This is a genomic window from Pseudoalteromonas rubra (genome assembly GCF_005886805.2).
In the GTDB taxonomy this organism is placed as follows: domain Bacteria; phylum Pseudomonadota; class Gammaproteobacteria; order Enterobacterales; family Alteromonadaceae; genus Pseudoalteromonas; species Pseudoalteromonas rubra_D.
The window spans coordinates 1,202,460-1,223,249 of record NZ_CP045429.1; the positions used below are offsets into that span (position 1 = coordinate 1,202,460).

The window sequence follows — 20,790 nt, forward strand, 5'->3', positions numbered from 1 at the left end:
GTCTAGCTGGTTTGTTTGGGTGATGTATACCTTCAAGTGAAAAGACGCTGTGATGCGTGAGGTGCTATTAGCCTTAAGATCCAAAGTGCAGTGCCTCTCGTAGTAAAGAGTGAACTAATATCAGACTGTGAGGTAGATATGAAACAGTTCGCACTCAAAGTATATGACGCCTACACCTATATCTTTGACTCCACCAGAAACCCGCTTCGGCATATCCCGGACCCTGTGAGCCGTTTTCACATTATGACTGTTTTAGCCTGTATGTGGAGCTTCACCTTTGCAACCTACATCGGCAGTATGATTGTCTTTGGCATCAGCCTGGCTGCCCATATAATTCTGTTTTTGATGTTCTTTTTTACAATCTCTGTGTTCTATGATGCAGAGAAGAACAAATCCTCCTGGTTGCTAAAATTGCGCCGGGATAAGCTGAAACAAAGTTAAAGCACGCGGCTTGGCGGGTAAAGCGCGCCGGAACGCCCGGACAATCTTGTGCAATTGTGTGCCGCTCCTTGTGATGTGCGGCACACTTCTTTGTAGATAACTTTTTTCAGGCAGCTTAGTAGCGCGGTGACAAAACCAAAGTTACACAAAAGCGCCTGGTGTCATGGGCAATGTTGAGTTGCCATTGCAGCTCGTCACACAGTCTGCGTGCTAAGTCCAGGCCCAGCCCATAGCCCGACCCATTGTTGAGTTCATCATCCTGGCCCGGGTCTTGCCCGGTTTTAGTGTGCTCATCGTCATTTTCTCGGTTTTCAATCTCGATAATATGCTGTGTTTGTGTGATTGAAATTGTGCCATGATGGGTGTGTTGTAAGGCGTTTCTGAGCAGGTTACCAATGACGATGGTTGCGCCGGATTGTGACAATTCACACTGATAGCCATCGCTGTGCACAGCCAGAACAATGTGTTTTCCCTGCTTAAGGTAAGCCAGATCCTCCAGCTGGGCATCTATCAGGTCAGCCAGTCTAACTGCTTTTAAATCTCTCAGCGGTTGCCCCTTTCGGCTTAGCCACAGCAAGGTCTCGGTCAGTGCTACCATCGCCTGGCTGGCGTGGTCGATGCGCATCAGTGCTTTTTTACCTTTGTCATCAGGCGTGCTGCCAAGGCGATGCAGCAGCTCCACGCTGCTGCGGATCACTGCAATGGGGGTGCGTAGCTCGTGACTGGCATAGCTGACAAACTCCTGCTCCCGATCAAGGCTGTGCTTGACCTGTTGCAGGCTTTGCTGGATCAGCTCGGCAAGAGTGGTTAACTCGTGATAGCGAAAAACCGGGGGTGGGTCGTTGAGCGTCTGATGATCCAACCCGGCAGCCCAGTCATGTAGCTTTGCCACAGGCCGGGTGACAGTACGCAGCAGTATCACCAGCACGGCGGCAAACAACGCGAGAGTGCCCAGCGCAAATAGCACCCCTAAGATTTCCGGTCCCTGGAACCAGGTTTTAGGTGGCATTTTCGGCGCAGTAAAATGGTGAGCAACATAGCCGGACTGACCATCCGGCTTTTTAAAATACAGTACAAATCGGGCTTCACTGGGGCGGGTAAACATATTATCCCGGGTTACCTGTTTGTATAAGGCATTTGCTTCAAGAGCCTGACGCGAAAAGGTGGCACGAATGGTCTGGGGTAAATCCTGCCACTGACTGGCCACCACAAAGTTGTGAGCCCTTACTGGTCGACCGGGTTGCGGGTGGTGCGCCTGGGCGACATTCAGCATAGTGCCTTTCATCATGTCATCGAGCCCGGTAAAAAAGCTGTTGGTCCACAGTACGGACAACAAACTGATCACTAAGGTGGCCAGCACCAGCAGGGCAGCAAGAATGTAGCGGCGCAGACTCATATGTATGGGGGCCATTAAACGCGCTCCTTGTGGCAATGGAGTTTAAACCCTTGTCTCGGGATGGCGTCAAGGGTGAGCATCGGGTTGCATATTGAGAGCGCTTTGCGCAGGTGATGAATATGTACTTTAAGCGCATTACTGTCGGGTTGTTCATCGCCCCAAACGGCCTGCAATAGCATCTGTCTCGTAACCATATTTGGATAAGCACGAAGCAGGGTCTCGAGGATGATTATGCCTGTCGGGCTGAGTTTGAGCTGTGCTCCCTGGTAAGTGGCTTCCCGGTTATCCAGATCCAGGTGTAATTCAGCCAGTTCCAGCCGTTTAACTTCACCACTTTTACGTTTGGCTAAGGTTCTGACCCGCACCACCAGTTCTGCCATGGCAAAGGGTTTGACCAGGTAGTCATCACAACCGGTGGCAAAACCTGCCAGTTTGTCTTCGAGTTGATCCCTCGCTGTAAGCATAATCACTGAGGTATCATTGCCCTCGTCGCGCAGTGCCTGGCAGATCTGTAAGCCATCCATGCGCGGCAGGTTCAAATCCAGAATGATCACCTGATACAGATTGTCGCGGATCAGGTTGAGTGCGGCAATGCCATTGGCTGCGTGGTCGCAGATGATGTTTTCCAGTTCAAAGTAATCAATAATGTTCCCGGCCAGCGCCAGGTCATCCTCAACTAAAATGACGTTGATCATGAGGTACATACTCCGTACGGGTGGGGCGGAACCGGCTCAGCAGGGCTGAGATATCGTGGCTGATCAGCAGCAATACCGGGATTAAAAATAACGTAATGGCCGTGGCAAACAAAATTCCGTAACCGAGGGATGCCGCTGCGGGTATCAAAAATTGCGCCTGCTGAGAGGTTTCACCCAAAATCGGGTATAGTCCGGCAAAGGTGGTCAGTGACGTCAGTAATATTGCACGCAGTCGGCCGGTGCAGGCTTCAAGTAACGCATTGTGCATGGTTTTCCCCTCACGGCGATGGCGATTAAACTGGCTTACCAGCAGCAGGCTGTCGTTGATCACCACGCCGCTGAGCGCCAGTATGCCATTTAAGGATAGAATACTGAGCGTTAAACCTAAGCCCCAGTGACCTAAAATCGCGCCTACAAAGCCAAACGGAATAACCGACATGATGATCAGTGGCTGCCAATATGATTTCAGTGGGATTGCCAGCAGTGCATAGATAGCCAGCAGTGCCAGCAGATAGGCGGAGCTCATGGAGTCGGTGGCTTCTTTTTGGTGCTCGGCTTCCCCGGCAAAATGTATGTTCAGATCCGGGTACTGAGCACGCAATCCAGGTACCACGCTGTGCTCGAGCCTGGCCACCAGCTCGGTGGGTGTCAGCAGGGCTTTATTGACCGCAGCGGAGAGCGTTACTGCTCTGATGCCGTTGATCCGGGTAATGGATTGCACTTCGCTGGTGTAGGTTACGTTTGCTACGTTGCCAAGCGGTACGGTCCGTCCGTCGGGGGCACGCACTCTGGCTGCAAGCACATCAGCCTGCTCGCTGCGCGCAGCCAGTGGATAACGCACCCGCACTTTCACTTCGTCTTTGTCCCGCATATAACGTTGTACGACCTCTCCACCAAATGCTTGTAGTAGCTGGCGTGCCAGCAATTGGGTGTTAAACCCGCGCATTTCGCCTTCTTCGGTGACTTCAAAGTGCATGGTGGCTTCGCCGGGTGCCAGTGAGCTGTCGATACTGTGTACACCCTTTATCTCACGCAACGCCTGTTGCAGGTTTGCTTCGGCACCCTCTAACGTGTCGTCGCTGCTACTTTTTAACTCCACCTTAAAGTTGGAGACGCGTGCAAGTTGCGCCTGAATATGCAAGGTTTTGCTGGCTTCCGGGGTGCCCGCCAGAGTCCTCCAGCGTTTCGCCAGTTCGCTCAGGGTATAGGGTTGAGTGCCAGCCAGCTCCACATTGAGTGTGCCGCTTTGATCGCCAGTTGCGCTGACCGACACGCTGGCGATGTGGCTGAGGTTTTGCTCGTCCAGCAGTTGTTGCTCGGCCTGATATAGCTGTGCCTCAAGCTGATCCAGATTGCGGGCGGTCTGGCCAAAACTGGCGTCGTTATAAAGAGTCATGGTTGCGGTGATCGTATCGGCGGGCAGTCCTGGGAAAAAGCCGACCCTGACAATCCCCTGAGTGATCAGGCTGGCAGTCAGAAAAAATAGCGCAAGAAACCCCATCAATGCGGCGTAACGAAAGTGCATAATGTGTTCCAAAGCAGGCCGATAAAGTTGTTGATTAAAGCCAGTAAGCAGCGCATCTGCGCTTTGCTGCACACTATGCCAGAGTGCCTTGAGGCGGTTCGGCTGATGTTTTTGCTGGGTGTTAATGTGGGCCAGGTGTGCCGGTAAGATCAATTTAGACTCCACCACCGACAGTAGCAGGCATAGGGTAACCACAGTACCAAACTGGGCATACAGCACACCTAGCCCGCCGGAGATATTGGCCAGCGCAGCAAAGGCTGCCACAGTGGTTAATACGCCAAACAAGGTGGGGACGGCGACCAGCTGGGTGCCTTTGATGGTGTTGCTGAGTGTGTCACCAAAACGTTGCCGGGTTGAATAGATGCTTTCACCCACTACTACGGCATCATCCACGACGATCCCCAGCGCCATAATAAAGCCAAAGGTAGTCATTTCATTGAGCGTCATGCCGGTGTAGGGTTCGGTCATAAAATAGAGGCTGCCGAAGAACACAAAGGGCAGGCCCGCGGCGACCCAAAAGGCAACTTTCAGATTTAGAAACAGTGCCAGTACCATAAACACCAGGGCAATGCCGCTCAGTGCGTTCAGGCTCAGCAGACTCAGGCGCTCCGTGATCAGCTTAGAGTTGTCATACCAGGTGATCAGTGAGGCCCCCTCGGGCAATTTGCTTTGCCACTTTGCTACGACGGCTTTGGCTTGCGCCACACTGTTGCTCATGTCGCCGTATTCGTCCATAACTATGGTGATGCCGTAAGTGGGATGCCCATTAAATCGGGCCAGGTGAAAACTGTCGTTCGCAAAAGTATCTTGCAGTGTGGCCACATCGCGGAGTCGAATGCTTTTACCTGTTTGTGAGGTTGCTACGACAATCGACGCAAAGTCTGCGGCATAAAGCGCCTGCTCGGCGGCTTTCAGGCGCAGCACTTTATCGGGGTTACGCAGGCTGGTGGTCAGTGCTGTGCCGGAATATTGATTGATGGCTTCGGCTACCTCGCTGAAACTAAGCTGATAGGCTTGCAGGCTGGCTTCGTCTATTTCAATGGCCACCAATGGGTCACGGTGATCGGGCTGACTGAGTGTGGCGATATTAGGCTGAGCCAGTAAGTCATCCGCAAGCTGGCTCCCAAGGGTTTGTAGTGTCTGAGCAGACAATGCGCCAAATAGCTGCACCCGGATCACCTCTTGCTCTCGCTGTGCGGTGGTGATCACGGGCTGCTCTGCATCCTGCGGCAGATTGTAGATGGCATCCATCTGGTTTTTTACCTCTCTTTGCAAGGTATCCAGATCGTGTTGCGCGGTCTTTTCTACCAGTACCTTCACACTGCTGGCACTGGCCGTGGTCGTGATGCGTTTTATCCCTTTCACAGACTCCAGCGCATTTTCAATTGCAACGGCAATGCCTTGCTCGGCCTGGGCGGCACTGCCACTGGGGTAAGCGACACTGATCTGTATGGTATCCGGCTCCTGTTGCGGGAAGCCCTCCTTGCGCAAATTACCGGCGCTGCTGAGTCCGAGTAAGATCACCGCCAGCATGAGCAGGTTGGCTGCCACCGGGTTTTTCGCAAACCAGGCTATCAGGGAAAAACGCTCAGTCATTGCTGTGCTCCTGTTGAATTGGGGTAACTTTCATGCCGTCGAGATAGGCACTTAAAGGACGTACGACGATATTGGCCAGGTGTAAGTCTGTGGGGGCATTAATATACAGGTCACCGTGCTGGCGAAACTGGATCTGCGGGGTAAAGTGCGCCAGGCGATTTTCCTTGTCGACATACCAGATGAGGTTTTGTTGTGACAGGGCTGAGGCGGGAATGCGCCACAAGTCATCTTGCTTAACCCCCTGTATCTGAGCCTTAACATAACTGCCAAAATACAATGGTTGTGTTTGATCCAGCGGCCTATCGACGATGATAATTGCCAGACGTTGGCGCGATTGCGGATCAACATACTGGCTCAGGCGCGATACACGGCCATGCCATTGGGTTTGCTCATCGGTATTGGTTGTATCTCTGAGGGTGACATGCCAGCCACCTTCTGGCATCAACTCTGCGGGTAAGTGTCGCCATTGCTCGGCGCTGAGTTCAATCGTGATTTCGGCCTGTGCGGTACTGTAAAGTGTGGCAATGGCGCTGCCCGGTTGCACATAACTGCCAGGCTGAACTGAGCGTTTTACTATGGTGGCATCAAAGGGTAGGGTAAATTGACTGGCTGCCAGGTTATACCGTGCGCTATTCAACTGTGCTTCGGCCAGACTCAGCTGAGCCGCGACAACTTGCTGTTGTGGTGCACGTAGCGGCTGCAATACATCGTGGCTGTCAGTGCTAGCCAGTTGTCGCCACTGCATCTTATTTGGGTCGCCCTGGAGCTTTTCTGCTTCCGCATCGAGCCTGGCTTGTGCCAGTGAGACTTCGGCGTTCGCCAGCGTTTGCTGAAGCTGTGTGTCATCCAGTCGTGCCAGTACGGTACCCGCCGACAGCCGCTCTCCCTGTTTAAAGTCTGGGTGGAGCCGGGTCACCCGGCCGCCAACTTCGCTACTGAGTGTCAGCGTATGCGTGGCGCTTACGGTACCGTGACCAGTAATGATGTGGGTGTAGCTGGCCGCTTTTACTGACGTAGTTGTGACCTGAGGCGGTGTAACGAGTGCACTTGCTCCCTGAGAGGGTTCTGCGGCCGGCGAGTCTTTCGTGTCGGCGCCCCCCAGAGACGGGATCGCAAAGACAATAGTAGCGCACAAGCCACAAAAGGCCAGCTGTGTGATGAGTAAACGATTATTGAGTAACGTCATGGTGAACTCTCTGAATAATATACCCGTTGATGTTCTGTGCGGGCGAAAAGTAACCGCCAGTGTAGAGGGTGATTGGTTAAAGGCGGGTTAAGTACACCGGGTGATGTGGGTAATGACCGGGCTTCACAAAAAAGCCGCAGGTAGGACTGCGGCTTGGGAGGCGATATCACAGCGAATACCAGTTCGCCGATGTAGACCGACTGGTATTGGATATCAGTTGGGCAAAGTTGCGTTGTTTGCCCGGTTTGGCTTGCGGTTTCCTTTTTCGCGAGAAGCGCTATCAGCCTTGATGACATCGACCTGAATGCTGACGCCCTCATTCTGGCCATCCCCTGAGACCAGCAAGTAGTACCAGCCAGGCACTGGGCTATCTATTCTGAGAAATTCACTGTTGTGGGCGCGACGTGAAGTAAAAGTGTACATATCTTGACTAGGCCAGAATGTGCCAGCAAACAGATCGCTGTTACCGCTACCGTGTCGGGTGCGGACTTCCAGTGTACTGCCCGGCTCTGTCACTTTAATAAAAAAGTAACTGTCACCGGGGGCGGCGCACTGAGCTTTGCCTGATAAGAGCTCGGCATAACCACTCGGCAGCCCCTCAACACAGGCATTGACTATGTCCCGAGGCAGCTCTCCTGGTTCTCGTAATGCACTGTCGATGCCTGCTGCAACAGACAGCCCCTGGTAGCCACTTGGATCTAACACTGAAACGAAATGGCGACCCCGGTTCACCGTGACTTTGAGTACCTGCTCAGTGCCGGTGCCGTGGGACGTAGCTTGTGCATTTTGCGGGTCTGCCCATTGGTAGGCATTATAAAACAAGCGTGGTTGCCCTGTGCCACTGCGGCTGCTGAAGTATAAAGTGGTATTGTCGTGCGCCACATCGACATAGAAGTAATGGGCTTTACCTGAGATACATTCTTCCTGGTCCAGCATCAAGCGGCTGCCTGTGACTGCAGTATCACCCTGAGCGCAATCCGCGGGTAAGTACAATGGCACGCCCTGATAATTTTTGGCGTACAGTTGCAAGCCGTCAGGGTCACCTTCGTGAGGTTGTGGCAACCAGGCGGCAAGGCAATCTGCCTGTTTTACACAGGGATCGGTCAGCGCTTTCATAAAGTTGACTAAATCGGCTTTTTCCTGGGTACTGAGTTCTAATTTACGCAGAACCGGTGCACCATCGGCGATTTCATCATCGATGATTTTAGCGGCGGCATCGGTATGCTGGCGGGTATCAGGAAATAAGTCGACACAGTTTTTGATGTCTTTAAACTGAGGTTGTTTGCACCAACCCTGGTTGTCTATGTAGTCATCTAAAATGGCATGGTAGTCATCGTAATGCTCAATCACCTCTTCCAGCGTATCGTAATTGCCCGCATGACCGTAAGGGCCGGTGACTTCGACGTTCAGCAAAGTGGTAGAGCGAAAGCTGTAGATGTCAGCCAGGTTTTGATTGCGCAGGGTGCGGCCACGATCATTGCTTTCATCACCGGCTTCACCAATGCCTGGGCCTATTTGTGCGAAGGCTAACCTGTGATAATTAGTGCCTTTGGTCTGGCTAAAGCTGTCGGTGTTGTGGCAGCCAATGCACTGGGTTGGCAAAAAATCGGGCTCACTACCGCCATCAGACGGGGGCGGCGGCATGTAAAGATATAAAAAGGCACCGCGCTTTTGTGACCTTGTCAGTGCGGTTTTATCTCCCTGCACGTATCTGTTCCAGGAATTATCCGTCATATTCATTGATTGCTGGTAGGCTGCCAGCGCACGGGTGATATTATCAAAAGTGACAATCTCTTCAGCGCTTTTATCACCATATACTGCTGCGAAATAATCCCGCCACTGATTGCGAAATAACTCGCCCTGGGCATTGCCATAGTTGCCTATTCGGGCAGCCAGATGGGCTCTGACGGCATCATTAGGCGCACCTTCCATAAACTCAAAGCCTTGCATTTCTGAGGGGGTGACCACCGGAAAGCGTGCTTGCGCTGCTAACAGCGAGTCGCCTGCGTTTGGATCGGCTTCACCATAAGGGACATCCGGTGTACTGATCCCCCGCTCAGGGTTTAGCCAGTCCAGAAACTCTACCCGGGCATCACGAAACAGGCTGCGTTTATGCACCCAGGCATTGAAGATACTGGGCGAGTTGCGCGGCACGTAGAATTGTCCTGTGGTGGTTTTACGGCCCGGCCCGAGTATATCCGGATCTTGTGCCAGGGTACCTACGGGCAGGGAGAGGCCATCGCCGCCACCCAGGTAGGGGTGATGGCAGCTGGCGCAGGCCACTTGCTTGTCACCACTGAGTGCTTTGGTGAAAAACAGTAGTTTTCCCAGCTTAACCTCAGGGTCATCGACACCGGGTAAGTCAAACCCGTTAGCCGGCTTGCCAGTCAGGCCATGCTGAATAATTAACTCTGTGAGTGCCTGGTCTAAATCATCGGGTATGGGCAGCGCGCAGGTGCTAAACGCACCGCCCATCAGCAGTGCATATGCACTCGTTTTAACCTTTATCATGTTGATCTTCCTTTCGCTACAGTTGTTCTTGGGGGCGGACGAAGCCGATTCAAAGGTCAAATTAACGTGTACAGGGTTAAGTAAAGGTTAAAGTGAGAGTGGGAGCAAAAATTCCCAAATTGGTAATAATGCGTATGAAAAAACGGTCTGATCAAAACATGAGCTATTTTTATAAATGTTTTTTAACGGAAGATTATTTATTAATCTCTAATTGATTTAAATAAATATTTCATTAATTAAGGCTTTTTAGGGATATTAAAACCTGATACTGTTACCGCGACTTATGTAACTAACCAAAGGAAATTAAGATGTTACTTAAACTAAGCAAAAAGACCGTTAAAAACCTTAACACCTCTTCTGCTAAGCTCAACCCACAGCAAACCCCACAGGTTGCAGGTGGTACTAACCTGGACACGCTGATGTGTCTGAAAACCATGCAGTGCCCGCAAACCTGGCAGTGCGCTTAATCGCTAATTTATGATCGACTCGGGGTGACCTGAGCGGTTATATCTTTAGTTTCTTGCTAGACAATGTTGTTGATCGTAGGCCAGTTTACTGGCCTGCTTTGTGTCTCTGCGGGTATCGTAGCGATTTATCTAATTGTGAAGTGATTTTCCCTCTATCTCATCTTTTGATACTAATTTGGTAGCGTCTGCCTCAGCCGTGATCCGGTTACATTTCTTACATCATACTAAGTAATTGCTTGTGTTTATAAAGTGCTGTTTGGCAAGCTAATGCTCATAACTTGTATGTCAGGTAATGGTCCGGGTTATCTTCAGAGTGTGATAGATAACTTTTTAATGAGTCGGTATCTACACATATTTTGACCATGCCATCAATTGAGTTTGATCATACTCCAAATTAGTTCTCAACATGGGGGCTTATATGAAAGTAAAAATCACGTCTACACCTGACCATAAAATTAAAGAGGTGGTTTCAAAAGGTAAGGCAAACAGTGCAGAGCTACTCAGGTGGGGCGGGCAGCGCCCACAGAGACAAAGCCTTCAGAAAGCCCAGAGAGTCTCAAAAAACACGACCTCAGTCAGTACCAAGACGCAAAGGCATTGCCAGTCAGATAATTAGACGTTTGTTATTTGGTTAGCTCCTTGCGAGAGTTAAGAATAACTATGGCGATATAGACCAGGGTGACATAAAAATTTACGAATGGGATCATTGAGGCCATCAGCGCCACTTTCTTACTGTAGTGGTATTTATGTGCAATGGTTAAGTTCACGATAACAAACAAGATAGCCTGAACTGCGAATACAAAGGGGGCAAGCGATAACTCGCCATTTCTGAGCATGTCTAACATAGTCGGGTCTTCATTTTTATAGTGGTTTTAATTGATGGGCGTTATTTCAATACGCAGATGCTGCGCCGTGTCATTCAGGTGTTTCACCCTGAAATCTGAATGATACTCAGCCGCTTTTTCCAGAAACTGTTGCTGCCTGGCGTGCGAAGAAAACGCATAAATGCCCTTAAAAGTCGTGCCTGCATCAGCAATCGGGTTGCCGTCTGCGTCTGACGCACTGCCGGGCACATAACTGAATCTGAGCCTGGCACTGGCAAGCGTTGGGGCTTTCATCAAAATGTGAGAGCCGTCGGCAAATTCAAACAGTAATTCCATGCCTGCCAAATCGATGAACGGATTTAATGCGCCGAACATACTATCCATGATGGAGGTGAGTTGAGTGCCATAATAGGTTATCGCTTCATTGTCTTTTATCCAGTCGTCAAATCTTTGCCGGCTGCTGGGGTTTCGTGCCAGCTCCCATGCTGAATTAAACGGGTAATATTCGGGTCCCGCACTGGCATTACCCGGCACCTTGATCTTGGCGACCATTCGAAGGTTATTGCCTATGTGGGCATTCGGCTTAGCTGCCGTGATAACAACTGGGGCGTTTATGTCTGCGGTATTGTGCTCAGATGCAGCAACAGGGCCTGCAAGTGAGAGCATGACAAGCACGGGGAGTCTGTTTAAAATCATCGTTGCTTTTTTTAGTATTCTTAGTGGCGTATTAACGGATAATGTTACTGTTTTGTACCAACAATATCAAAGATCATCGCTCGGGGTTTCGAACTGTGGCTTGTGGCGTACTATTTGACTGATAGGGGAGAATCTGGGGCACGCACAAAGCCGTGCCCCGGATGGTTTTTAAAGGCTGTGCCTTAGTGCGCCACTACAATCAGGCGAATGGCGTCTAGTTTGACCTGAGCCTTGCTGATGTGCTCGCTGAGCGCGCTGCGTTGTTTATCGAACACCTGAATTTCTTCGTCACGGATATTCGGGTTAACCGCTTTCAGTGCCTGCAAGCGGGCCTGCTCGTCGCTCAGGCGGGTTTCCATCTGTGCTTGTGCAGCTTGTTGCAGGTCAGCCATCTGTGCTTTGGCCTGCTCTTCGGCTTTGCTGATCAGCGGATGGATACCCGATTGCAGTGCATTGGCCAGTTTACTGGCGGTCTGACGACCAACGGCAGAGAGCTGGTTGTTAAAGGCATCAAATGCCACGTTTTGTGCCAGATCGTTACCGCTTTTATCCATCAGCACCCGGATCGGTGTGGGTGGCAGGAAACGGCCAATTTGCAGTGATTTCGGAGCCGATGTTTCGGCCACAAAGATCAGCTCAACAAAGAAAGTACCTACCGGCAGTTTGTTGTTTTTCAGCAGAGCAACAGAGGCACAGCCAAAATCATCGTCACAGATCATGTCCATCACACCTTCCACCATAGGGTGATCCCAGCTGATAAACTGAGCATCTTCTTGTGACAGCGACGTAGCACGGTCAAACGTTACTGTGATGCCGTCGTCTTTCAGACTTGGGAAAGACGGGTTGAGCATATGCTCGGTGGGCTTCAGGATAATGGTGTTTTCACCTTTGTCTTCCTGATTTACCCCAAAGATGTCGAACACATTGATCATGTAAGTGGGTAAGACAACGTCGTCGTCGAGCGCTTCAATTTCTTCTGCAATGCCATCGGCTTTGCCCATACCGCTAGAGTGAAGTTCCAGCAGACGGTCCCGGCCTTGCTCCATTTTGGCACGCAGCACTGTGTTTTGCTTTGCAACTTGTTCTAGCAACGGATCCAGCTCTTCTTCATCACAGTTATGCGCAGCAACCAGTTCGAGTAAATCTTCAGAGAATTCTTTGTAAAGCAACTGGCCGGTGGTGCTGGTGGTTTCGAACGCATCCAGTGCTTCGTCATACCAGCGTAGCAGCACTTCCTGGGCTGTATTGGCAAAGTAAGGCACATGAATATTCACATCCTGCTGCTGACCAATGCGGTCCAGACGACCAATACGTTGTTCCAGCAGATCCGGGTTCAGCGGCAAATCGAACAGCACCAGGTGGTGGGCAAACTGGAAGTTACGACCTTCCGAGCCAATTTCTGAACACAGCAGCACCTGGGCAGAGTCATATTCATCGGCAAAGTACGCCGCAGCGCGGTCACGCTCTAAGATAGACATCCCTTCATGGAATACGGCTGACTTAATGCCTTCGCGTTCACGCAGGGTTTGCTCCAGGCTGATGGCGGTTTGTGCTTCAGCACAGATCAGTAGCACCTTTTGCTGTTTAAGCTCTTTGAGCTTATCGATCAGCCAGGCAACACGCGGGTCGAATTGGGTCCAGCTGGCGCTTTCACCTTCAAACTCCTGAAAGATTTTTTCCGGGAACAGGGCACGCAGAGCACTTTTATCTGCACTTTGAATGCCGCCCAGATTACCCATGACAGAGATAGCGGTTTTGTATTGCTTTGGCATCTCAACAGGACAGGCATGCAGTATACGGCTTGGGTAGCCGTCAATACCACTGCGGCTGTTGCGGAATAAAATACGGCCGGTGCCATGGCGGTCCAGCAGGTTGTTTAGCAGCGTTTGTTTGGCCGACTCCTCGCCCTGTTCAACCTGGCTAAGCAGATCGGTGATGTCGGTTTCTTTTAACAGCTCAGTCAGGGTTGCTTTGGCTTTGTCGTCCAGCGCGGCGTCTTGCAGCAGTTTGTTGGCGGCATCGGCGACTTCTTTATAATGGCTTTCTTCTTCCACAAAGGCGTCGTAATCGTAGAACCTGTCCGGGTCAAGCAGTTGCAGACGAGCGAAGTGGCTGCGGTGGCCAAGTTGATCTGGCGTGGCGGTCAGCAAGATCAGGCCTGCGATGTCCTGGCTCAGTTCCGCAATGCGCTGGTACTCGGTGCTTGGTTTGTCTTTTTCTACCGTCAGATGGTGCGCTTCATCAACAACCAACAGATCCCAGTCCGCTAATGTTGCCTGCTCAAACCAGCGGCGTTTCTTGGTGATAAATTCCAGGCTCACCAACACCAATTGCTCGGTTTCAAATACGTTTGGTGAATCCGCAAAGGCTTCGTCACAGCGGTCTTCATCAAAAATAGAGAAGTGCAAGTTGAAGCGGCGCAGCATTTCAACCAGCCACTGATGTTGCAGGCTTTCAGGCACGACGATCAGTACACGGCTGGCACGGCCCGTCAGAATTTGCTGATGTAGGATCATGCCGGCTTCAATGGTTTTACCTAAACCAACTTCGTCCGACAGTAAAACTCTGGGCGCGAAACGTTTGCCTACTTCATCGGCTATATAAAGCTGGTGAGGGATCAGGCTGGCACGCTGACCAATGAGGCCTTTTAAATGAGACTGCTGGCGATTGAACTGATGTTGCCAGGTTTGATAGCGCAGCGTGTAACGGTCAAATCGATCAACCTGACCTGCAAATAGACGGTCCTGAGGCTTATTAAACTTAATGAAGTGATCCAAAAAGGTTTCTTTCAGTGTGACCGGTTCTTCATTATCAATACGTTCACCGTGATAGCACAGCAAGTCGCCTTGTTCTTCGACTTTTTCAACACGCATTTCCCATTCGTCAACACAGCGGATCACATCGCCGGGATTAAAAATCACGCGGGTAACCGGGGCTTCCTGTACAGAATACACGCGGTTTTCACCACTGGCAGGAAACAATATGGTCACCTGGCGACCTTCCAATGCCACTATGGTGCCCAATCCTAAATCTGACTCAGTATCACTGATCCAGCGCTGACCTAAGGAAAAATTCATGCTTGTCTCGTCTCGCGGAAAAAAGGCGGCCATGGTACCGAGAAGCACCGCCTTGTTCAAGGTTGTGAGACAACGATAAACGTACATAAACTGTGATTTTTTTCACATTATGCTATTGACCTGAGCGAACACAGGAGCCTGGGATACTTGTTGTCCTGTTTGGCGTTATTTTCGGCCACAGTGTTTACGTCCTCACGACGAAAAATAAGCATAGCCCAAGTGTTCAAAATTGACGTAGCGATGGCGCATTGTCTTACCGGGTGGTTAACGCGGCTGTCATAAAAACGACTTTTGTGACAAATAGACTAAACTTAGGGTAAGAGCATTGGCTTGCTTGGCGACCAAGTCTTTGTTCAGTAGTAGTTTTCACTAAATAGGAATGCACTATGGGAAATGATGACCTCGACCGTAAAATGTATGTGTTAGATACCAACGTACTCCTTCACGAACCCCTCGCTTTCTTTTCATTTCAGGAACACGACGTAGTAATCCCCATGACAGTTCTGGAAGAGCTGGACCACATAAAAGACAGAAAACGCGACGTCAGCAGCGATGCCAGGGTGGCCATTCGCAGCCTTGATGACGTGTTGCGTAACGCCTCACCAGAGCAAATGCTGGAGGGGGTTTCTTTGCCCAAAGTGCAGCGCGATACGCATAAACCCGCGAGCAGTGGCAAGCTCATCGTGATCAACGATCACTTGTATCCGGATAGCATCTCTGGTTTACCGGGTAACGAAAATGACCACCGAATTATTAACTGCGCCATTCAATTACAGAAACAATACTCAGATAAAAAAGTGGTGCTAGTCACCAAAGACATTAATATGCGCCTCAAGGCCAAAGGGGCCGGCCTCAAATTTGTAGAGGACTACCGCACTGACCAGCTCATTGATGACATTAACCTGCTGACCTCGGGGTATAACAAGTTTACCGGGGATTTCTGGGCCAATGTGGGCGAGTGCCAGACAGAGCAGCAGGGCCGTTACACTTTGCATCAGGTGCCCGCAAAACTGATGCCGGAAGTCTTTGTCAATGAATACCTGATAGATGATGGGGAGCACTTTGCTGCCCGGGTGGTGGGTTATGATACAGAGCACGTGACACTAAAAGACATTAGCGTTGAGCGCCTGATGCACCAACAGGCCTGGGGCGTTGCGCCTAAAAATGTCTATCAGGGTATGGCGCTGGATGCGTTGCTGGACCCAAATATCGAGCTGGTGATCCTGACAGGCCCGGCTGGTTGCGGCAAAACCTTACTGGCGCTGGCCAGTGCGTTGGAAATGATCATTGAAAAAGGCGTATACGATAAGGTGATTGTGACCCGCAACACCCCGGAAATTGCCGAAAGCATAGGCTTTTTACCTGGCACGGAAGAAGAAAAAATGGCCCCATGGCTGGCGGCAATCACGGATACGCTGGAGGTATTACACAAACACGACGAAAGCCCGATTTCGAGCCGTAACTACATTATGGAAAAGGCCAACATTCAGTTTAAGTCGGTCAACTTTATGCGTGGACGTAGTATCCAAAATGCGGTGGTGATTCTGGACGAGAGCCAGAACCTGACCGCCTCTCAGTTAAAAACCATTATCACACGCTGTGGCGAGGGCACTAAACTTATCTGTACCGGAAACCTGGCGCAGATAGACAGCAATTATCTGACCCCTGTGACTTCAGGGCTTACTTATATTGTTGAGCGCTTTAAAGATTTTGAAGGCTCTGCGACGATTAATCTCAACGGAGTCGTTCGAAGTCGTCTGGCCTCATTTGCTGAGCAAAACCTGTAAGCGAGACAGCGCAGTGGCGTCAAGCCATTGCGCTGCATCAGTGCAGTATGTGTATTGCTCTTCTTGCAGATGGCACGTTTATCCGCATGGAAAATTACCAGTTATCGGCTGAGTATCTCATTCTACCCGAAACGTATTGCAGTGGTTACTTGCCTATTTTCACACCAACGACTTCGCAGTGGGTAAATTATACCCATTTCACTTAATACCTGCTCCATTTGAAGGAGCAAATAAGACGCTAATGGCGTTAAAAATTTCTCACTTAGAACCTTCACCTAAGGTATAGGTTCGTACATGTTTGCCTCGCCTACTTGGACGTAGGTGTCTCAGCGATAGCAGGACGCGGGAGCGGTGTTATCGACCCTATTTTCTCGCCTCAAAACAGAACACTTAATTAAGTAAATTGGTATTAGCAAACTCACCGACCAGAGTGAAAGCACACTCGATGCTTTAAAACATACCTCATTAATCTTTGTAAATGAGCTGGTGACTTTAAAGAATTTAAAGTGCTATATTTTTTACATCTCAGGGAATGGATAGCGCTTTTCTGAGCGCCAGCTTGAATATCATTATTGCTAAACTTGGCTTTTTTTGTTTTATTTATGTTTATTAAGTTAATTTTGTGGTGTTTTGTTTCTATTTTTGATAATGCAAGGTTTGTCCAGTTGTGTATCCTAGCTCTATTTTATTGACATTTGTTTTTCTCATGATACTTTTTTTGCGTTAAGTGAATGTAGTGTAGATGGACTTGTAGTGTTAAGTAGTTATCTTTATTCCAGAACATTGCTCTTTGTTACTTGCGTGTCCATATTCCTCTTCGGTTTAATTGGTGCCTATAAAAACAAAGTTCAGTTGTTGCCAGATGTTGAGCCTCCCAGGATCTCTTTTTCAGTGAAATGGCCTAATGCCAGTGAAGCATTTTTACTGGCCAATATCGTTGAGCCTTATGAAAAAGTGCTCAACAGTAAACTTAATACGCTTGAAACTATAAAAGTTACGTTTAGTGATGAAAGTGTCAGGTTCGAAGTTCAGTTTGAATACGGAACTAATCTTGAAACTACAGAGCAAAAGATGCGCACTTTGTTGTCTGGGGTGCGAGCATTTCCAACCTATGTTGCTCCGTTAAGGTTTCATCAAGGCGGTAACAATGTGTCGAATCAAGTTGTCGGCAGCTACTTCTTTACTTCAGAAAATGGTCAATTCACTCAGGCTCAGACTCAGTTAATAAAAGACATCGCTAAAAAACAGCTAGTCAGTATTTCGGGAGTGGAAAAGGCAGAACTGTTTCCTAACCTCGAGCAGCGAGTTGTTATCCGGCTTAAACCTGAGCAGCTAACGGCATTTGGGTTAACTCTTGGAGATGTACAGTCACGTGTTCGGACACTCTTGCAGGATTCAACGGGCACATTCGAACAAGATGCGTATTTATACACAGCAAGCTATCAAAGTGTTGACTCAATCAGTTCATTACAAAATGCAACTCTGGCAACCAAACTGGGGACTGTTATTCGTCTCAATCAAATCGCCAATGTCTCAGTTGAAGCTACACCTTCAAAATGGATGACTCGATTTAACGGACAATCGGGGATCCTTGTACGTGTTTTACGTCAGAAGCAGGCTGATCTGTTGACCATTCAAAACGCAGTTGACGAACAGCTTGCGCTTAATACCACTGCACTCGATGTGGTTGCGTTAAATTATGAAATCACCTTTGATACTGGCCTGTTTATCAAGCGAGCAGTGTGGATGATGGTAGAAGCCATTTCACTAGGATTTGCTTTGTCTTTGCTGGTGTCGTTTATCTTTTTTCGCAGGGTAATACCAACTCTGTTGAGCAGCCTTATCACCCTGTTATCGATTATGGGGGTCCTTGGTGTCCTTTATCTGTTCGATGTTTCAATCAATGTTATCTCTTTGGCCGGGATCACTTTCGCGATAGGTATGTTTGTAGATGGTGTCCTGATTTTAATTGAGTATCTCGACAGACAGCCACACGCACTCAAACAGTCTCCGCAAGCAATTTTTAATGCGATATCGACCATGATCCCTGCTTTATTAGCGTCTACGGTGACGTCTGTCGTGGTGTTTTTACCCATTATCTTTAGTGAAGGAGCAGAAGGGCAGTTATTTTCTGGTTTGTCACTGGCGTTTGTATCTGGGCTACTTATTTCTCTGGCATTGACCATTCTGATTGTGCCTGTGTTTGTGCACGCTTTTATGTCCGGCGAAGCAGGCCAAAAGGGTCGTTCTTTTGTGGCTGGTAAGTTGACGCATTTGGTTTTAAATAACATACCCGCCAGATTGGCGGTGATAGTTGTATCTACGGTGGTTTTTCTTTCATCGGCAATAATGTTGCTGCCCTCTTTGGGCTATTTACCTGATATTAAGCGTGATGCAATTGATGTTTATATTCCGCTTAAAAATACGGAGTCTAAGGAAAAAGTCAAAGAAGAGCTTGTTGAGCCATTAAATCGCCTTATTCCTCAATTAGTTGATGGGGATATTAAAAACTATTATGTGATTAGTCTGGGTCGGCTTGTTACCGTAGGTTTGCGCCTTGAGGACAATGAACAATTGCCTCAGACATTGGCGAAATTGAAGGCTGAGTTACCAGATGCATTTGCAAACTATAATGTCATCACAATCCATGGCAATTTATTCGGTGGAATTGAAGCAAAAAACAATCTAAAGATATATCTGCATGCGCATGATAAACAGTGGCTGGCGGCCAATCAGGACAATATTAAAGCACTATTTAATAAACACTTATCTGGCGTATCACTGCGTTTCAAACCCGATTTAACGGCACAAAAGAGTGTTTATAAAATTATCCCTAAATTCGACAACGCCAGTTTCATTGGTGTCAGCGAAGTCGAGCTTAAACAGTTATTTAAATCATTAACTCAGTCAAATTATCTTGAAACCTGGTCAATGAATGGCGAGGCCATCAACGTTTATATGACCCTAGGTGAGAGACAGTCTTTAAGTGAATATGCCAATGTGCCTTATGTCACACAGGCCGGGCGGCAGACCTATATAGGTGAACTTTTGGCGTTCGAGCAGACACAAGTCATTCCGTCACAAGTTCGCTTTAATAGCAGCTATGCCATTGAACTCAATATTGGGATCACCGATAAAGCCCTGTCTGTCAGTGACGTAATGAGCCAAATTGAACAACATATTGCGCCTGAGTTAACGGCGTTATTTGGTGACAAGGGACGGTTTGAATTAGAAGGCAGTGCTGCGAGCATCACGAAAGCTAAGCAGGCACTCAGCGGTATGTTTTTGTTTGTGGCTTTATCCCTGTTTGCAATTGTCACGTTCACCCTAAAAAACTATAAAGCCGGCTTGTATGTGCTTGCGAGTCTTATTACGCCGTTACTCGGAGGGGTGATAGCCATCATTTTACTTGAAGTGATGACTGGGATCCGACTCGATGTACTGAGTGTGATCGGGTTTATCATTATGCTTGGCACGGTTGCAAATAACTCAATTTTGCTGGTCGACACGGCTGCTCGTCTGGCAGAGTCTGGGTTGGCGCAATCACAGGCTATATTGCAGGCCATTGCGCAAAGGAAACGTGCAGTATTGATAAGCTCTTTGACAACCATTGCCGGGATGGTGCCGTTATTACTATTCCCGTCGGAAGCGGGACAGCTTTACAAGGGAATCGCCGCAATTATTATTGGCGGAATGGCGTTTAATTTACTCAGTATTTTTACAGTCGTTCCTGCTTTTATGGCCCAATTTGGCTGTAGCTCAAATAAATCCCCTGAAATCGAACAACAAGAAAAACATCAAAACGAGTATCAAGGAGCTGCTTAGATGAAATATTTGGTGGTCATGGCACTGCTTTGCCATGCAATCGGTGCTGCGTGCGCGTCAGAACTAAAACAGAGTCGTTTCCCTGCACAGGTCTACTCTAAACATAATTATGTTTTGTCTGTGGAGCTTTTCGGAACGTTAGAGATGGTGTTAGATGAGGGCGCTAAGTTTAAAAAAGGTGATACGGTGTTCCGCCTTGATACGTCCCTGGAGCAGGCTCAGTTAAAAGCATATCAGCAATTGGAAGTGCTTACACAAGATCAGCTGGCGATCAATCGTACGATCTTTGCTAATTATAAGCAGATGCATGAAAGAAAGGCACTGAGTGAAGATCTGTTATCTGAAAAAGAACTTTCAGTCATTAACAGCGAAATTCAGCGCACGCGCAACTCTGTAGACATCGCACAAATGCGCAGTGCTATCAAAAGAAAGCAATTTATAGCGCCGTTCGACGGTGTCGTACTTGAACGCTTGTCCAGCCCTAGAGAAGTTGTTCAGCAGGGTAAAAAAGTGGTCAGAATACTCAAAGACAATGATCTTTACCTCAAGGTAAAATTGCCTGTCTCCAGCCTGTCTAACTATGCACTTGGTAAAGCGTCTGTGATCAACGGGCAATTGTCTTTGCCAATAGAGTTGGACTATGTATCCCAACAAGTTGATAAGCAGACGAATACTGTAGAGGTCAGCTACGCATTACCTGATGCGCCGTTTAGGGTGAATGAGACCGTGATGATCACCATGCCGTTGAACAAGGAGGTGTGATC

13 protein-coding genes are annotated in these 20,790 nt (G+C 49.0%); 5 read left to right on the top strand and 8 right to left on the bottom strand.

All coding sequences use genetic code 11. The features are described 5' to 3' along the window. Positions 1–138 precede the first annotated feature (138 nt). The gene (locus CWC22_RS05180) at positions 139–441 is read left to right on the top strand and encodes a hypothetical protein (RefSeq protein WP_010385282.1); all 303 of its coding nucleotides are present in this window, start codon (positions 139–141) and stop codon (positions 439–441) included. A 115-nt stretch (positions 442–556) separates the two neighbouring features. On the opposite strand, the gene CWC22_RS05185 is transcribed toward CWC22_RS05180, so the two are convergent. The 5 genes from CWC22_RS05185 to CWC22_RS05205 form a co-directional block, all read right to left on the bottom strand. Continuing rightward, on the bottom strand, positions 557–1,852 hold the full coding sequence (locus CWC22_RS05185; RefSeq protein WP_138538903.1) for a sensor histidine kinase: 1,296 nt from the start codon (positions 1,850–1,852) through the stop codon (positions 557–559). Further along, positions 1,852–2,532 (bottom strand): response regulator transcription factor, encoded by a 681-nt coding sequence (locus CWC22_RS05190; RefSeq protein ID WP_138538902.1) that lies wholly within the window; start codon positions 2,530–2,532, stop codon positions 1,852–1,854. Before CWC22_RS05190 ends, CWC22_RS05185 begins: the two co-directional genes overlap by 1 nt. Then, positions 2,510–5,653, bottom strand: coding sequence for an efflux RND transporter permease subunit (locus CWC22_RS05195; RefSeq protein ID WP_138538901.1), 3,144 nt, complete (start codon positions 5,651–5,653; stop codon positions 2,510–2,512). Before CWC22_RS05195 ends, CWC22_RS05190 begins: the two co-directional genes overlap by 23 nt. Continuing rightward, a complete protein-coding gene (locus CWC22_RS05200; protein ID WP_138538900.1) occupies positions 5,646–6,839 on the bottom strand; it encodes an efflux RND transporter periplasmic adaptor subunit in 1,194 nt (397 codons plus the stop codon). Before CWC22_RS05200 ends, CWC22_RS05195 begins: the two co-directional genes overlap by 8 nt. Positions 6,840–7,052: 213 nt before the next feature. Next, positions 7,053–9,350 carry a cytochrome-c peroxidase gene (locus CWC22_RS05205; RefSeq protein WP_138538899.1) on the bottom strand — a complete coding sequence of 766 codons (2,298 nt, stop codon included), beginning with the start codon at positions 9,348–9,350 and terminating at the stop codon, positions 7,053–7,055. Between the two features lie 308 nt (positions 9,351–9,658). Here CWC22_RS05205 and CWC22_RS05210 point away from each other — a divergent pair, with 308 nt between their 5' ends. Further along, entirely contained in the window at positions 9,659–9,817 is a 159-nt protein-coding gene (locus CWC22_RS05210) for a hypothetical protein (RefSeq protein ID WP_155946265.1), read from the top strand. Between the two features lie 623 nt (positions 9,818–10,440). Here CWC22_RS05210 and CWC22_RS05215 read toward each other — a convergent pair. The 3 genes from CWC22_RS05215 to rapA form a co-directional block, all read right to left on the bottom strand. Beyond that, positions 10,441–10,662, bottom strand: coding sequence for a hypothetical protein (locus CWC22_RS05215; RefSeq protein WP_138538898.1), 222 nt, complete (start codon positions 10,660–10,662; stop codon positions 10,441–10,443). Between the two features lie 27 nt (positions 10,663–10,689). Then, positions 10,690–11,337, bottom strand: coding sequence for a hypothetical protein (locus CWC22_RS05220; RefSeq protein WP_138538897.1), 648 nt, complete (start codon positions 11,335–11,337; stop codon positions 10,690–10,692). Positions 11,338–11,519: 182 nt separating this feature from the next. Next, on the bottom strand, positions 11,520–14,414 hold the full coding sequence (gene rapA / locus CWC22_RS05225) for an RNA polymerase-associated protein RapA (RefSeq protein ID WP_138538896.1): 2,895 nt from the start codon (positions 14,412–14,414) through the stop codon (positions 11,520–11,522). A 386-nt stretch (positions 14,415–14,800) separates the two neighbouring features. On the opposite strand from rapA, the gene CWC22_RS05230 reads away from it, so the two are divergent. From CWC22_RS05230 to CWC22_RS05240, 3 genes are all read left to right on the top strand, one after another. Next, on the top strand, positions 14,801–16,201 hold the full coding sequence (locus CWC22_RS05230; protein ID WP_058797530.1) for a PhoH family protein: 1,401 nt from the start codon (positions 14,801–14,803) through the stop codon (positions 16,199–16,201). Between the two features lie 801 nt (positions 16,202–17,002). Beyond that, on the top strand, positions 17,003–20,026 hold the full coding sequence (locus tag CWC22_RS05235) for an efflux RND transporter permease subunit (protein ID WP_171045102.1): 3,024 nt from the start codon (positions 17,003–17,005) through the stop codon (positions 20,024–20,026). Further along, positions 20,027–20,788, top strand: coding sequence for an efflux RND transporter periplasmic adaptor subunit (locus CWC22_RS05240; RefSeq protein ID WP_138538894.1), 762 nt, complete (start codon positions 20,027–20,029; stop codon positions 20,786–20,788). Positions 20,789–20,790: the final 2 nt, after the last annotated feature.